Source organism: Rhizobium sp. NFR07, from assembly GCF_900111905.1.
Lineage (GTDB): Bacteria > Pseudomonadota > Alphaproteobacteria > Rhizobiales > Rhizobiaceae > Neorhizobium.
Window position 1 is genome coordinate 1 of the sequence record NZ_FOKM01000019.1, and the last position, 15,213, is coordinate 15,213.

The 15,213-nt window shown below is 57.3% G+C and carries 14 protein-coding genes; 5 read left to right on the top strand and 9 right to left on the bottom strand.

What is annotated here, in order from left to right; genetic code table 11:
- Window positions 1-463: 463 nt before the first annotated feature.
- From cydB to BM216_RS28450, 4 genes are all read right to left on the bottom strand, one after another.
- The gene (gene cydB, locus BM216_RS28435) at window positions 464-1,468 is read right to left on the bottom strand and encodes a cytochrome d ubiquinol oxidase subunit II (RefSeq protein WP_093002987.1); all 1,005 of its coding nucleotides are present in this window, start codon (window positions 1,466-1,468) and stop codon (window positions 464-466) included.
- Entirely contained in the window at window positions 1,458-2,879 is a 1,422-nt protein-coding gene (locus tag BM216_RS28440; RefSeq protein ID WP_093002989.1) for a cytochrome ubiquinol oxidase subunit I, read from the bottom strand. Before BM216_RS28440 ends, cydB begins: the two co-directional genes overlap by 11 nt.
- Window positions 2,880-3,857: 978 nt before the next feature.
- Window positions 3,858-4,100: a DUF982 domain-containing protein gene (locus BM216_RS28445; protein ID WP_093002991.1), complete on the bottom strand. Its 243-nt coding sequence runs from the start codon at window positions 4,098-4,100 to the stop codon at window positions 3,858-3,860.
- A 488-nt stretch (window positions 4,101-4,588) separates the two neighbouring features.
- Window positions 4,589-6,952: an FdhF/YdeP family oxidoreductase gene (locus BM216_RS28450; RefSeq protein WP_093002993.1), complete on the bottom strand. Its 2,364-nt coding sequence runs from the start codon at window positions 6,950-6,952 to the stop codon at window positions 4,589-4,591.
- Between the two features lie 361 nt (window positions 6,953-7,313).
- On the opposite strand from BM216_RS28450, the gene BM216_RS33740 reads away from it, so the two are divergent.
- Window positions 7,314-7,556, top strand: coding sequence for a hypothetical protein (locus BM216_RS33740; protein ID WP_143102891.1), 243 nt, complete (start codon window positions 7,314-7,316; stop codon window positions 7,554-7,556).
- 114 nt (window positions 7,557-7,670) lie between these two features.
- Here BM216_RS33740 and BM216_RS35215 read toward each other — a convergent pair whose 3' ends face one another.
- Both BM216_RS35215 and BM216_RS35220 read right to left on the bottom strand, forming a co-directional pair.
- Complete coding sequence (locus BM216_RS35215) at window positions 7,671-7,811, bottom strand: BA14K family protein (RefSeq protein ID WP_348272025.1); 141 nt, start codon at window positions 7,809-7,811, stop codon at window positions 7,671-7,673.
- A complete protein-coding gene (locus BM216_RS35220; RefSeq protein WP_348272026.1) occupies window positions 7,808-8,035 on the bottom strand; it encodes a hypothetical protein in 228 nt (75 codons plus the stop codon). The genes BM216_RS35215 and BM216_RS35220 overlap by 4 nt, the downstream gene beginning before the upstream one ends.
- A gap of 1,082 nt (window positions 8,036-9,117) precedes the next feature.
- Here BM216_RS35220 and BM216_RS35125 point away from each other — a divergent pair.
- Window positions 9,118-9,252, top strand: coding sequence for a hypothetical protein (locus BM216_RS35125; RefSeq protein WP_280141713.1), 135 nt, complete (start codon window positions 9,118-9,120; stop codon window positions 9,250-9,252).
- Between the two features lie 313 nt (window positions 9,253-9,565).
- Here the strand turns inward: BM216_RS35125 and BM216_RS28470 are convergent, their stop codons facing one another.
- Window positions 9,566-10,504 carry a DUF808 domain-containing protein gene (locus tag BM216_RS28470; protein WP_093003000.1) on the bottom strand — a complete coding sequence of 313 codons (939 nt, stop codon included), beginning with the start codon at window positions 10,502-10,504 and terminating at the stop codon, window positions 9,566-9,568.
- An 873-nt stretch (window positions 10,505-11,377) separates the two neighbouring features.
- Window positions 11,378-12,262 (bottom strand): MBL fold metallo-hydrolase, encoded by an 885-nt coding sequence (locus BM216_RS28480; protein ID WP_093003172.1) that lies wholly within the window; start codon window positions 12,260-12,262, stop codon window positions 11,378-11,380.
- A 589-nt stretch (window positions 12,263-12,851) separates the two neighbouring features.
- On the opposite strand from BM216_RS28480, the gene BM216_RS28485 reads away from it, so the two are divergent.
- Genes BM216_RS28485 through BM216_RS28495 form a run of 3 tightly spaced genes read left to right on the top strand, consistent with a single transcriptional unit; the run spans window position 12,852 to window position 14,777 of the window.
- Window positions 12,852-13,394 (top strand): hypothetical protein, encoded by a 543-nt coding sequence (locus BM216_RS28485; protein WP_093003004.1) that lies wholly within the window; start codon window positions 12,852-12,854, stop codon window positions 13,392-13,394.
- A complete protein-coding gene (locus BM216_RS28490; protein ID WP_093003006.1) occupies window positions 13,387-13,803 on the top strand; it encodes a phage holin family protein in 417 nt (138 codons plus the stop codon). The genes BM216_RS28485 and BM216_RS28490 overlap by 8 nt, the downstream gene beginning before the upstream one ends.
- Window positions 13,803-14,777, top strand: coding sequence for a DUF3618 domain-containing protein (locus tag BM216_RS28495; RefSeq protein ID WP_093003008.1), 975 nt, complete (start codon window positions 13,803-13,805; stop codon window positions 14,775-14,777). The genes BM216_RS28490 and BM216_RS28495 overlap by 1 nt, the downstream gene beginning before the upstream one ends.
- A 40-nt stretch (window positions 14,778-14,817) precedes the next feature.
- On the opposite strand, the gene BM216_RS28500 is transcribed toward BM216_RS28495, so the two are convergent.
- Window positions 14,818-15,060 (bottom strand): hypothetical protein, encoded by a 243-nt coding sequence (locus BM216_RS28500; protein WP_093003010.1) that lies wholly within the window; start codon window positions 15,058-15,060, stop codon window positions 14,818-14,820.
- Window positions 15,061-15,213 lie beyond the last annotated feature (153 nt).

Below are 15,213 nucleotides of genomic sequence, written 5' to 3' on the forward strand. Positions count from 1 at the left end.
TATCATGCGGAAGCTCGTTGTCCTCGCAAATGCACTCCTGCGAAAACAGCAAAAATGGACGCCAAAACCCGCTTGATCAAAACGGATACTTTAGCCCTGGAAGAACCCTGACCTTGAAGACAAGATCGAGGCCGGCTCCCAAGGAGAGCTAACGCCAAGGCATACGCGCCTCGCGAACACACGAATCTTGGGGGAAGCCCGACTATTCGATGTCGCGCATCTGAGCGGTATCCACCAGCTTCCTCTCCAGTAAGTCAGCGAGACACGCCGGCATCAGCGGCAGGGCGAATACCTGTCGCGCGCCGAATATCAGCCGAGCAGTGAGCTGTGCGGCCTATTGTTATCTGGCGGATGAAGGTCAGCTCAGTAAACTGCGTACGACGAGCCCAACGAGCGTCACAGTAATGACGCCGGCTGCCCACAGCGCAAGAAACCATGCCACCTTACAAGCGGCTTCTCTCATTCAGTGATAACCTTCTTCAGGATCAATTTTGCCTCTGAACACCCAGTACGCATAGCCGGTATAACCAAGGATAGTGGGTACCAGAACGGCCGCTCCGACCAGCAGAAACTTGAGAGAGCTTTCCGGGGCCGAGGCATCCTCGATCTTGAGCACGCCCGGGATCATGTACGGATAGAAGCTAATTCCTAAGCCGGTGAAGCTCAGAACGAACAGCCCGAGGGCGGCGAGGAAAGGCTGCAGATGCCTGCCACGATTCAACCCATGCCAGAGAGCGAAAGCACAGACTGCCAGCAGTAGCGGAACAAATGACGAGAAAAAAGCTGTAGGCCATCCGAACCAGCGCTCGAAGTAGATCTCGTTGATGAAGGGCGTCCACAGAGACACAATACCGATCAAAGCCAAAAGCATGAAGCTCAGAGGCTTCGCGAGGCTGGCAGCGCGGGTCTGGATAGCTCCGCTAGTCTTGAGGTTCAACCAGGTGACGCCGAGAAGGGAATATCCGACGAGGACCGCAGACCCCGTCAAGACCGAAAACGGCGTGAGCCAGTCCCACCAGCCACCGGCATATTGCCTTCCCTCAACAGCGATCCCCTGGACAAGCGCTCCCAGAGCGATGCCTTGCATCAAAGCTGCAACAGACGATCCGATCCAGAAGGCAAAGTCCCACAGGTGGGACTCATGATGCGTGCGCCACCGGAACTCGAAAGCGACCCCTCGGAAGATTAGGCTGACCAGCATCAGCATAATCGGCATGTAAAGCGCGGGTAAAATGATAGCATAAGCAAGTGGGAAAACTGCCATCAGTCCGCCGCCGCCGAGCACCAGCCAGGTCTCATTGCCGTCCCACACCGGTGCGATGGAATTCGTCATGACGTCGCGGTCGCGGCGCTTGCGGAAGAAGGGGAAAACGATGCCGATCCCCAGATCAAAGCCGTCAAGGACGACATAGGCGAGCACAGCGAATGCGATGATTCCTGCCCAGATGAACGAGAGGTCAATGTCCATGACGTCCTCCTTGCGGATGATCCTGGGTCGGGCCGGGCGTGATGCCGGCGGTGCGTATTGGACCTGCGTTCAGTTCGTGATCCTCAAGCGGTGTAGGCGGCCTTCGCATCAGTTTTAGGAGGTAGTAGACGCCGGCACCAAAGACGATGAAATAAACAACGATGAAGGTGAGAAGCGACGCGCCGACGGCTGGCGCGGAAACGGGCGAGAGACTTTCGGCCGTCCTCAGGTGACCGTAGACGGTCCAGGGTTGTCGGCCCACTTCAGTTGTGTACCATCCAGCAAGAACGGCTATGAAACCGGAACCTCCCATTCCCACCGCTGCTCGGTGAAGCCACGTTGTCTCATAAAGCCGACCCTTCCAGCGCGCCCACAGCGACCAGATGCCGACAGCAAGCATTAGAAAGCCTATTCCGACCATCACCCGAAAAGTGATGAACGGCAATAGGGCCGGAGGACGCTGATCGCGAGGCCATTCCTTCAATCCCTTGATCTCGCCATTCAGCTCGTGCTTCAGAATCAGTGATCCAAGCTTGGGGACCTCTACCGCGTAGCGTGTGGTCTCCGCCGCGTCATCCGGGACGCCGAACAAAATGAGCGGAGCGCCATTCTTATGCGTCTCGTAATGTCCCTCGATTGCGGCAATCTTTGCAGGCTGATGTTCCAGCGTGTTCAAACCATGTAGGTCGCCCACAACGATCTGCATCGGCGTGACGATCGCGGCCATCCACATTGCCATGGAAAACATAATCCGCGCCTGTCGGTTCTCCTGGTCTTTAAGAAGATGCCATGCACCAACCGCACCCACGGCAAATGCCGTCGTCAGGAAGGCCGCCAGAACCGTGTGAGACATCCGGTAGGGAAATGAGGGGTTGAAGACGATTTGCCACCAATCCTGTGGGATGAAAACGCCATTGGCGTCGATCCTAAAACCCGCCGGGGTATGCATCCAGCTATTTGCCGAGGTGATCCAAGTCGCAGATATTAGCGTGCCGATCGCTACCATGGCTACAGCGATCATATGCGCCGTGTCACCTACCTTTTCGCGGCCAAACAGCGCGATACCGAGGAAGCCAGCCTCGAGGAAGAAGGCGGTCAGAACCTCGTAACCCATCAGCGGGCCAATGACAGGCCCTGCCTTATCGGAGAACACCGACCAGTTAGTACCGAACTGGTAACTCATCACGATCCCGGAGACGACGCCCATAGCAAAAGTCACAGCGAAGATTGTCTTCCAGTACTCGAATAGTTTCAGGTAAGCCGCGTCCCTCTTCCAGAGCCAAAGCGCATTAAGGACCGCAAGATAACTCGCCGTTCCAATTGAGAACGCCGGGAATATGAAGTGGAATGAGACAGTAAATGCGAATTGTATACGGGCCAGTATCTGCGCTTCGAGCCCCAAAAAGGTCATGACAATGTCCTCAATGAAAGAGTTCGCTGGCCAGGACCTGGCAGCCTATCAACCCACCAATCGTGAGCAACGCGAAGAGTTGCAGCGCCTAACCCGGGTACGATCATCGCGGGCGACCCCGGCAGCTCCTCAGGAAAATCATTCGCAAACTCTTCCTCAAGCTATTGAAATTTACAGCTTCGCCTTGAGCCCGAATTCTTAGATACTTTCGGTCGCGACTTTGAAGGAACGACCTTGATGAGCGGCCCTGATAGGGGCGGCACCGTTCGTCGGATCGCGCTCGAGCCTCTAACCTGAGCATACTTATCCTGATAGGGTGCCAAACAGCAGCTGAGGCCCCTAGTTCCATCTCTCGGCGCCGGTTTGTTCAAATTGGTGGTTTGACTGTCGACGCAGGGTGCCAAACGTTCCTAGGTTTGACCTCGGCCTGCCCTGCCTGTTGGAAGCTGGCTCAAAAAATGCGTGCCACTTGCTGGTGATTTGCAGGCATAGTTACAAACCAGCAGCAGGCTTGCGCGGTCTCTGGTCGCCGTCTTTTATCATTCGGCGAAGTTTCCAACACGCCGCTGGCGATGATGATGCTCGTGCGGCAAGTGCGCCCCCCGTCTCTGAGCCGCGGGTGGGGCCGTGTAAGCGAGCGAGACGAAACATAGCCAGATCAGTCACAGACGGAGCGGCAAGTCCAGTTCGAGAAGCACGCAAACTACGAGCGGCCGTGAATGGCTCGAGGCGACAGCTTCGATTCGGCATCAGGACATCTCCCGCATCGCCATTAGCTACTTCAGGGATGCCACACAGCTGAGCCGTTCGTAGAGATTTCCCCAACTCAACTAAATCAAGGGCGTTCTTGCGTGCCTTGGTTCGCGATCGCTCCCAGGTGACAGAACTCGATAGAAGCCGACAGCCTCTGCGGACGCTGCCGCTGACGTGGCAGGAGCGGACGCACCGTGCAACTGGCCCAGCGTTCACCAAAAGTTTTCATCGCTGAAACCGGCTTGCCTCTCTGGCCGCCCTTTCGAAGTCGCGGCGCGCTTGCTCCGGCGTGATGCGATCTTCAAGTGCTGCCCGGCAAGCGACTTTTGCTTTGATGAACGGCGCACCGGCCATCGTAGGCCAACCTTCGTTGAGCAGGGCCAACGCCTCGAACGGGCCAGCCACTTCACGATGCGCAAAACCCGGCAGCGCAATGATGACGGGTTTTTCCCAATCTCCGGTAGCCATGAGTTACTCCTTCCTTAACTGCCAGGCTAGATCTTGTCATCATCTCTTCCTAGTGCCCCGACCACATGCCCCCACGACCAAGCGGCCAGGTTGATCTGAGAGCGTGGAGGCCGCTGACAAGCCTCTCAACTCCGTGAGATCGATCGAACAGGCGAGCCTTACGAGAGTTCCCCTCGTTCTTGCCCAGTTTCGGCCAACCGCTGAAATCGAAGACGCCTGGAAACGTGGTTTGCTTCCGTCAGTTAGCGGCGGCACAACCAACACAGGAGCCGAAAATGGCAAACGCTGACCGAGAGCATATCGATTGAGGATCGCATCGTAAGGGTGACGAAACAGGTGCCATGACGGAACAACTAGGCAGTGGCATCCGACCCGTTGCCGTCTTCGTCAGCAATTAGCCATTGCCAGCCTAATGTGTCGGCTCGGGCATGGCCTGAGGCGCTCTACGTCTACTTTCTTACAGCTCGCTCATTTCACCGAGACCCATTCTATGCCACTGGATTGATCGCAGTCGGCCGGGCCGGATAGGATTCTGGTACTTCCGATTTACTGCACACAGGTGTGCCTGCGCGGCTGGCGGAAACGATCACAGGCACGGATTTGGCAGCTGGCGTATTGCTGCGACGGTCACGATGAGCGAGCGAGAGCAGGGCGTTCGTTTCAGGATAATAGGCCGCGCAACAGCCCTTCGGCACATCGTATGCGACAACCTTGAACCCTGCGGCGTGGCGTTCTATCCCGTCGCGCGTCGCAGCCGTGAATTCAACAATCGAACCCTCGCTCAAGCCATGCTCAACCATATCCGTGTCGTTCATGAAGACGACCATTCGCTCACCCGAGACGCCCCGGTAGCGGTCATTGTTCGAGTAAATGGTGGTGTTGAATTGGTCGTGGCTGCGAATTGTCATTAATTGAAGGTGTGGCTTTTCTGGTGTGTCATCGTCTTGGTCGCGAATATCCGGGTCAAAGAGAAAGTTTGCCTTGCCTGTGGGCGTGTCCCATTTGCGCTCACTTGCCCCGTTTGGCAGGCGGAATCCACCCGGTTGCGAGATGCGCGCGTTGAAGTCTACGAACTCATCCGGAAAGACTGCTTCGATTTTCTCTCGGATGCGGCTATAGTCTAAAATCAATGCATCCCAGTCGATTGCCGCACGGTCGGCGACGGTCTTCTTTGCGAGGTTTGCGATGATCCATGGCTCCGACCGGCATAACTCATTGGCCGGAGCGAGCCTCCCCGTCGAACCATGAACTACGCAGAAACTGTCTTCTACAGTGATGGTTTGTGCCTTCCCATCTTGCAGATCGAGCTCCGTGCGTCCCAAGGCTGGAAGGATATAGGCCTGCTTCCCGTGGGTGAGGTGGCTGCGGTTCAGCTTTGTCGCGACGTGCACGGTTAGCTCGATCTGGGGCACTTTCTTAGCAACGCGCTCACTGTCGGGTATCGCGCGAAAGAAATTGCCGCCCATTGCAAGAAATGCGTCAACGTCACCGCGAAGGATGGCCTCGCAGCACTCGGCGGCGTCATGGCCGTGTTCTCGCGGGCTGCGGAAGCCAAATGCCCGGTCAAGGTTGACGAGAAAATCCTCTGTCGGGGTCTTGTTGATGCCAACAGTCCTGTCACCCTGGACATTCGAGTGGCCGCGCACCGGACAAGCCCCGGTTCCAAGGCGACCGATATTGCCCCGAAGGAAGAGCAGGTTAAGGATCTGGTGCATCGCGTCACCGCCGTGCTTATGCTGGGTGATGCCCATGCCCCAGCAAGCAATGACCCGCTCCGCCTTCATATAGACTATCGCAGCCTGCTGGATCTGATCCCGGGTGAGGGCCGTATAGCGCTCGATCTCCTCCCACGTCAGCGCGCGGACGTGATCCGCGAAGGCTTCAAAGCCATGCGTATGCTCTGCAATGAAATTAAGATCCAGCAAACGAGCGGCCCCGTTGGTTTTAGCCAAATCATCGGCTGCAATCACCGCTTTGCAAATACCCTGCATTGCCATGATATCGCCGCCCGTCCGGAGCTGAAAATAATTAGAGCTAATTGGCTGGCCGCGGCCCGTCAGCATCTCAACCGGGTTTTGCGGATCGGTAAATCGTAGCAGAGCTCTCTCCTTCAACGGGTTGAAGGTAACGATGGGGATACCGCGCCTGGCCATGTCGTGCAGGTAGCCCATCATACGTGGGCTGTTGGTGCCGGGATTCTGGCCGATGATGAAAAGGGCGTCGCAATGCTCCCAATCCTCAAGCGTTACCGTCGCCTTGCCAACTCCAATACTTTCCGGCAGGGCCATGGTAGTTGTCATATGGCACATGTCTGAGCAGTCTGGAAAATTGTTGGTACCGAGTAGCCGGCCGTAAAGCTGCCAAAGGAAGGCTGCTTCGTTGGACGTTCGGCCTGAGGTATAAAGCTCCACGCGCTTCGGATCGAGACGGCGCAGAATTTCGCCAATTTCCGTAAGTGCCGTTTGCCAGTCTACGGATTGACACGTATCTGTCCGAGCGTTGTAGCGCAGCGGATGGGTCAGACGCCCATGGGCTTCGAGTTCATGGTCCGTCCAGGCCTTCAAATCTTCCACTCGATGCTGCGCAAAGAATTCCGGGCCTGTCCGCTTCTTTGTTGCCTCCCAAGCCACTGCCTTGGCACCGTTTTCGCAGTATTCCGCGAAATGCGGCTTGTCAGGATCTGGCCAGGCGCAGCTTGGGCAGTCGAAACCGCCGGGCTTGTTCATCGACAGAAGTGCCCGGTTGCCTTTGATCAACACCTGCTGATTGCTCAGGTGACGCTCAACAGCGTTGAGAGCGCCCCAGCCACCAGCGGGGGCCGGTTGCGCATCAGCTTTTCGACCGTCAGTCATCGATTATCCCTTTTGAGCCGGAAAAGGCTGCGAACAGGCGAGAGCCACTGAAGTTCCATTCCGGAGCGCATCAAGGTCTGAGCCCAACCGCGCTGCGGCAAGAGTCATCAACCTGGATCAAAATGCTCAGCCGCTGCCAAAAGTACGAACGCGGCGATCCCCAGATAACGATGGAACTCGCATCCACGGCTCCAGTTCGCGAGCGGTAACTTGTCGGTGGTCTGCCGAGGAAGCTGACCAGAGAAAGTTTCCCTGCTGCGGAAGCAACGAGGAACAGGCCGCACCGGGACGGCGAACAGACAGACCCGCTGCAAAACTGAAGCGGCCCGTGCGTTCCGCTGCGGGCAGGTCAGGAGGAAGAATGATGTCGTATTACGCGTGGAAAGTTTCAGCGCCCGGCCGACCGGATATCGAAGGTTTTGGTACACTTGGCGATCTTGAGGCATATTTGAACGCTTCGGGACTGGAAGGAGCCTCGCCATCGAGACCTATCATCGAGCATACGTTGCGAATGCAGCATGAGGGGCAGAGCTACTACAAACAACCGACGCCATCGCAGGAGCGATGGTCGCTGCTATGGATCGAACTCCCGGCCCGCTGCTAGGCGATGAGATTCCACACCCCCAGTTGGACTGCCTTTCAGCAGCTCGGCGAAAATGAGAAGGGTGTTCGGTAAGAAAAAGGCGGCATCTCAGCCGCCTCTCTCTGCTGCGATGCCTCAATTATAAGGTGAGTTGCACTGAGCGCGAACGCCTGCGCGCGGCGCGTACGTATTGTCATACGCCCGATAAGAACGATATCGATTAGCACACCACTGCTGATGGCTCCCGCTACCCGAGATTCTGGGCTGGCTTGTCACAGCACCGCCGATAATCGCACCCGCTCCGAACGCTGCCAGCGGATACCAGAAGCCATCGGAATGACGTCGATACCCGCGGCGGTAATCACGATAGCCGCGGTGACCTCCATAATAACCAGCACGGCGCTCGCGCCATTCACGGCGGTCGCGGCGTTCTTCACGCCACTCACGACGATCACGTCGCTCGCGCCAATCGCGGCGATCCCACTGAACGGATTGAACATCGGTTACCCGGGTGGGCTGCGACACCGACGGAAGCGGCATAGCAGAGGCTGAGCCGAGTGACGTGATCCCCATCATTGCGGAAAGCGAAAGGGCAGCTAAGGCTTTAGTGATATTTTTCATCTGTTTCCTCCTAAGGATAAGCCAAACGGCTTAACCCGTCTGAATGTTCCGCCAGGGGCAGACGGGACCGCGAATGCTCACCAGACGATCCCTCGCTTTCCGGCACCGTGAAAACAGGCTTGGAAGTCGCCGCGTGACCCGAAGCAGCGCGCGCATCTCATCTGATGCCATTGTTGATGCCATGGAACGTCCGCCGCCCGTGGGTTGTTCTATAGCCGCCCGTCGGCTTCTCCAGGACGATGGGTGGTCACGCCCCCTGCTGCGCCCCTCGTGGCAGGGGGAATTTCGTTTAACGATCGAAGCGACCCTCGTTCGGGTTGTAAGCTCTCCTGAGCGACTGGCTGAGCCCTCGCTTTGCGCGCAATCGACAGAATGTTGTTGGAGAACGCCAAGCCGCTGATTGCAGCATCATCTCTGACCATGGAGACCTCAAAAAAGAAGAGCGCTTCTCGCGACAACATCATCCGCGTATTCGAGGGGCACGCGCCTAAAGGGCAGCTTCTGTCCTGGGAATAAAATCTTGCGGCTTCCGCTGTGAAGCGGCGAGTGAATTCTTCTTGTTCCATGCTGATTTGCAAGCTCCTCGACTTTCAAAAACGAGGGGCGCCCCTCGCGAGCGTTTGCAAATTATTAAGGGAACGTCGCATCCGGACGGGCCCGAAGGTGGTTCACGTTAAGACCGCGGGATACAATGCCCACATGAGCAAGGGGTTAGGGGCCGAGTTCAAGGACTGCGCGACAACTGGAAGCCGACGGTTAGCGCTGCGCCCCGTCTGTTTGCTTTCAGGGGAGACTTCTCCTTTCCGTCGGCCGCTTGCGTAGTGACTAGTACTTCGACTGAGACGGAACTTCGGGACCGTATGCTAGTTCGTGCCCTACTGACGCCAAGGGTCCTAGGAGAGCTCGGTAAATGTATCATCGGCGGTATGATCTCCGCGAAGAGGGCGATGGGACTTGGACTGTGTTTGACATATTCACTGGTGTGGCAGCTGAAGTCTTCGACGAGCCCCTGATCGGGCTCGACCTAGATGAGGCCGAAGACATCATCCAGATCCTCAACCGGGTTGACCGTCAGCGGGTGGGGTCGTGGGTGTAGACAGTCGGTCATGCTGCGGCTGCGGCTTTTCGCGGCCCCGGATTCTGGCACGCGGCCAACCGCGGCCCATGTGCGCTCAACGTTAGGCGGCATTGCCCAGTTTCTGTTGCTGAAGGCACGCCGGCCAAGGTTGAGGATCACAACCGGCGGGGCCTCAGTCTTTGTGATTGCCTGTATCGGATTGCCTACCGAACACCACGAATTGGTATGAAGGCGGTGCCGGCGAACAGGTGGCTAGCTAAATCTAATCCGAATGCCCTTAGTGCGTACCACGCTGTTTAGCAGCGAATGCCGTTTCGCCTAGTCACTCAAACTATTTGACGCAATGCTTCCAGATTCCATGCATCGTGACCGCGACGGCACCGATGACTATGCCGACGATCGCTTGAACAAATGAGGTTGCGATCCAGCGTGTGATCGCCGGAACAACGACAATCGCTTGTTCAACAAAACGAGCGAAGCCTTCAATCATGTGTTCCGGGTAATGCAGACCCATTCCGGCAAGGCTGTGGACGACGATGCTGCCGCCCACCCATAACATCGCCGCCGTTCCGATGGCCGCAAGCAACCTCAGGAGCACAGGAACCCCTTTGACGAGGCCCACCCCAATCACCTTTGCTGAACGATTTTTGCTTTGCTTGAGGTATAAACCAATATCATCAGCTTTTACGATCAAAGCAACAACGCCGTAGACACCTGCAGTGATCAGAACCCCAACTGCCCCCAGAACCGCAGCCTGCGAATAAATAGTCAGGCTGGACACCCCCGCCAGCGTCAGTGCCATGATCTCCGCCGAGAGTATGAAGTCGGTGCGGATTGCGCCGGCAACTTTTTCGCTTTCCAACTTGGCCGGGTCGATCGACACTTTCTGGCCCGCATCGTGAAGCGAAGCATGGGGGAATACCGCCTGGTGAAGCTTCTCGGCGCCCTCATAACACAGGTAAATGCCGCCGAGCATCAGCAGAGGCGTGATCAGCCACGGCGCGAAATAACCGAGGACCAGGCAGATCGGCAGGAGAAAGATCAGTTTGTTCTTTAACGATCCAAGCGCGATTTTGCCGATGATCGGCAGTTCGCGGGCAGGGGACAGGCCCACAACGTAAGTCGGCGTGACAGCCGTATCATCGATAACGACACCCGCAGCTTTTACGCTGGCTTTCGCTGTTTGCGCCGCGACATCGTCAACCGACGCTGCGGCAGCCTTTGCAATTGCAGCGACGTCGTCGAGCAATGCAATCAATCCAGTCGCCAATGTCGTTCCTTTCGTTCTGATTTCTGATTTGAAGTAGGGCGCCGAACGGCGCGGTGAAGGCGGCTTTGCGGAGCGACCGGTCCAAGTTACATCAAGCTGAAGACCGCCAAAGAATTTGGCGCAGCAGCCTTGTAGCAAAGCGCCGAATTCATCCGAGACTAGACCGCCACTTCGGCTCGATGGAATCCGGCCATGTGTATTCCATCACCGAACCGTCCGTCAGGGGAGACGGAACGTCTTTCCAGCCCCGTCGTCGGTAGAACTGCGAACCGCCCCCGGTTGCCGTGAGATAAAGAGGTGATCGTCCCCGGTTGGCCGCTTGCTTGATCGCTTCGTTGACGAGCGCCGACCCAACACCGACCCGCCGGTGATTAGCGTCGACCCAAAGCGACGATAGCCAAGGCGATAAATCTCGACGGGGGGCCGAGTTGCTTTCGACGACGGACACCGTACCGAGGAATGCGCTTTGATCGAGCGCAACGAGAACGAACGGAAATGCGCGGCCCACTATTGCCTCTGAAATCCTAGAGCGAACAGTCCCAATTGTCCGTTCCTCCTCCCCCCAATGAGCCCATATCCGGTTTGCGACCGTGTCTACCAGCCATGGGCATTGATGGAGATCAGATATTTGCATGGGCACCACACGGAGCGGTTGGAGACGAGGCGACGGAACATAGCTTCCAAACGGTTGTAGCATGGGCGAGTTCGCCACGACCCGCCCAGCGCTCCGCGGTCAGCAAGACGCCAAGGGACGAATGCTTGCTGACGAGTTGACCGTCAACCAGCCCTGCAGCCTGAACAACTCGGCGTAGTAGTCCTCACGCGCGTGGGTGCTATGAGACTTGCATGAACCGTGCTGAATAAGGACCAGGGCTAGCGATAGGCGTCATTGCCGGTCTTGCCAGGCTTGGCAGGATCCAGCGCATAACGCCCACCCTCCGGTACTGCGATTGCCACAAAATTCGCGGCGAGTTCCTGCAACCGTTTGCGAGCATTATCTCCACGCACCGGGCGGCCATGGCCACTGATGATGAGTTCAGGCTCCAGCGCGGCGAGGATAGCAACCGACTGTTCGGCAGCCTCCCAATCTTGAGTCAAGTATCGGGGTGGCCCGTGCATTTCTGGCTTTTGGGTGATGACCTCATACACCGACTCCTGCCCGGTTGTAATAATTGCGTCTCCTGCGATCAGGGTCCGGTCGCTCTCGCGCCAAAGGGAGATGTGGCCAGGCGCATGGCCGGGTGTATGCAACCAGCGCCAGTCCGGCATCTCAGGTATGCTCTGATCAGAAGGCAATACCTTCAACCAAGGGCTTACGTCTACGGGCGAACGCGGAAAGAGCGGCGAGATCAACGCGATTGCTCCTCCGCCGACGAATGCGTCGGCAGGAGGATATGAAGATTGTCCGTTCAGATATGGAAATTCCAGTGGATGAGCATAGACCGGCACGTTCCAGTGTCGCGCCAACGGCTCCAGAGCACCCACATGATCGAAATGACCATGGGTTAGGACAATTGCCGAAGGCCGGGTGTTGCGACCAAATCGGTGCTCCGCCGCCTCGAGAATCGCGTTTTTCGACGTGGGAAGTCCAGTGTCGATCAGCACCCATTCATCGCCTCTTGAGGGAGTGCCATAAAAGACGACATTGACGATTGACATCCGCAGGTAGGAAAGATCAGGCGCGATGATCGACGTATCGGATCCGGCTTGTCTCACCGGCGCGAGATCATCTTCTTCGAGGGCGAGCTGTAAGGTCATAAAAAGCTCCTTTGTGGCTTGAGAACCAACCGACTTCCTCAAAGTTCCATGGCAGCTTTCCCAAATTTCAAGCGCAAACTTTTGTCGCATCCTGGTCAGCATGCAGTGGATCAGCCGCTATCTGGCACGACAACGCGGCGCCCGCATCTTTGATGAGCATCAATCGGAAATGAGCGATAGCGCCATGTCTTCTGAGTGCCAAACCGTCGGTTCGCACGATGAAGGATGATGAAGCTTGGATCGAGCCCGTCCCCCTCAGTGCGGAGTAGCAGATGGTCTGACCAGTTCCGATTGTGAGCATTTATTCGCGCAGAGGGGGGGCCAAGAAAGCCGCCATAGACGCCCGGGATAATGGGATGCCGCCGGGTCGAAACGCCATGATCGCGGTGCGAAGACATGCGGACGACCAATTCCCAGCAGCGATGAATTTCTCCTGCGGATACCCGGGGAAGCAACGACGATCTCACTATTACTGGACGGCTATCTTTGATCGAGCAGCTAGCCTCTACCGTCGCGCTTTTTTTGAGGAACAATCGGATTTCCCTGATGTTGAGCGTGCTCCAGCAACAGCCAACCCTTGGAGAATCCAATGATCGATCGTGGAGAAAGTGCTTCCGGGTCCGCGACGGCGGATCTCAAACAAAAAGTCAGTGAAGATATCCGATCTGTCTCTGATTTCGCTAGCCGGGAGGTCGCAAGCGCATCGGACAAGGCCAACGACGCTGCGACCGACCAGAAGAACATCTTGGCGGAGAAACTGGGTGTCGTTGCGCACGCCTTAGAAAAGGTCGCCACCGAACTTGATAGCGGTGACAATCGTGACGTCAGCAAAGTTACTCGAAATCTCGGAACGAGCCTCCGTAGCGCGTCTGATAGCATTCAGGATCGCAGCTTGAGCGAGATTGCTGGAATGGCTGAAGACTTCGGCCGCAAGCAGCCCCTCGCATTTCTGAGCATAGCGGCCATAGCGGGTCTTGCTGCAAGCCGCTTCCTGACATCTTCGGCTCCCAAGTCGGGTCGGTCACAAAGCCATGGGACCGCCGCCAGTCGCCAGCTCTCGCCTTCTGGAGGACCGTCGACATCTGTAGCGCCTACCGGCCTTACCGCCGCGGAGGACCGCGCCCATGACTAATTCAACTGATCACCGATCCCTTCCAGAATTGGTTACCGGCTTGGTCGGCGACATTTCGGGCCTCTTCCGGAAAGAGATCCAGCTCGCAAAGTCAGAGGCGTCGGAAAAGCTGTCGCATGCTTTGACGGGGGTGGAAGCCTTCGCGGCAGGCCTCGTGCTGGCGATCTGCGCGGTGGGCGTATTGCTGGCGGCATTGGTGAAAGGGATCACGGCGCTGCTGGTCTCGCAAGGCATGGCAGAACCCAGCGCCGATGCACTTTCGTCTGTAATAGTCGGCGTCGTAGTCGCGTTCTTAGCCTGGGCGATTGCTTCGCGAGGACTGAAGGCCCTCAAGGGCGAAAATCTTAAGCTCGAGCGCACCTCCGCCGCCATGCAGCGCGACGCTCAGATCGTAAAGGATAGAACCTAATGGCCTATATGTCAGACAATCCCCGATCGGTAGAGATCGAACAAGAGATCGCTCAGGACCGCCAGCGCATCGAGGAACGGCTCGACGCAATCCAGCAGCTGATGTCGCCGGGCCAACTGGTCGACGAAGCACTTGCCTACGTCAAGTCGAGCTGCGGCGGCGAATATGCTTTGATCTTGGGGGCCGCGGTAAAAAATAATCCAATACCGCTGGCCCTCATGGGCGTCGGCCTTGCATGGCTTATGGCTGGACCGAAAAACAGCGTGGCATCCTACGCCCAAAGCTCGAGCGAAACGTACCCGCTTGCCACCACCAGCGGCAATCTGCGTCGAATTGGCCCCCCGGAAGCGGAAGGTGACGTCCACTATAGCCACTTCAGTGATGCTGCGGGAAGCCGATTTAAGGCTTTGACGGATGGAACAGGCCGTCGCGCTGGACATTTCAACGATGCCAGCGGAAAAACCTACCGCGGCTTTGCAGACGCCACCGGTCGGCCAATCCATGATATCCGGGATGAGGCCGGGAACCTCTTTGACGAAGCCTCCGGTTGGATATCCAACTCTTGGCAATCGATCACCGGCTCTGCAGGCAAGGCTGGACAACAACTTTCAAATGCAGCCGGCAGTGCGACCGACGTGGGCTCGCAACTAAATGACGCGGTGCTGAAGCATTTCAAAGATCAGCCTCTCGTTGGCGGCGCGCTAGCATTTGCGCTTGGCGCGGCAATCGGAGCGACACTGCCGCATACCCAGACGGAAGATGAGGCCCTCGGAGAGGCATCTGATCGCTTGAAGGACACGGTCTCGGCTGAGGTCTCGAAGACGGTCGACAAAGCCGGCGAAGCGGCGTCGGAAGCGTATCACAAAGCGGTGACTATCGCGTCCGATGTGCACGATGACGCGAGGGCTAGGATCGTCGCAGAGTCCGCGCCTACCACGAGGGCGGGCCCAAACAACTCTGACAACGACATCTAGCCTATTGCCTGTTCTTCGTTCTCGCCGGACAGGCATCGAACTACGCCACGGAAGCTACCGCGAAGAACATGGCCCAGCCGATGGGGCGTCCGATCCGCTCGCCAAACATACAACTGATTTCGAGACGTGTGGTCAGGGTCCAACGGCTTGCTGCCCGTGCCTTGATCGCCAGGCTTTTTTCTTGATCAGGTTGCCGCTTGTCGGAGCCCTCCTGCTGCCGGAGCTCCTTGTCGACTGTCTCGCGCGAACCTTCCGAGAAATCCGTGTCTTTTGGAGCGGACATCACCCACCGGCCCCTGCCCAAAGTTCCTGAGAACGGTCGCGTATGGACAAGCGTGATGACAGGAGGCCCAGACGTTAGCGGGAATGCCGCTCCGTGACGTAATCTCGCCTGTGGGTCCAGTGGCGTCGACACGACTACGGCGCTACGGTCGCG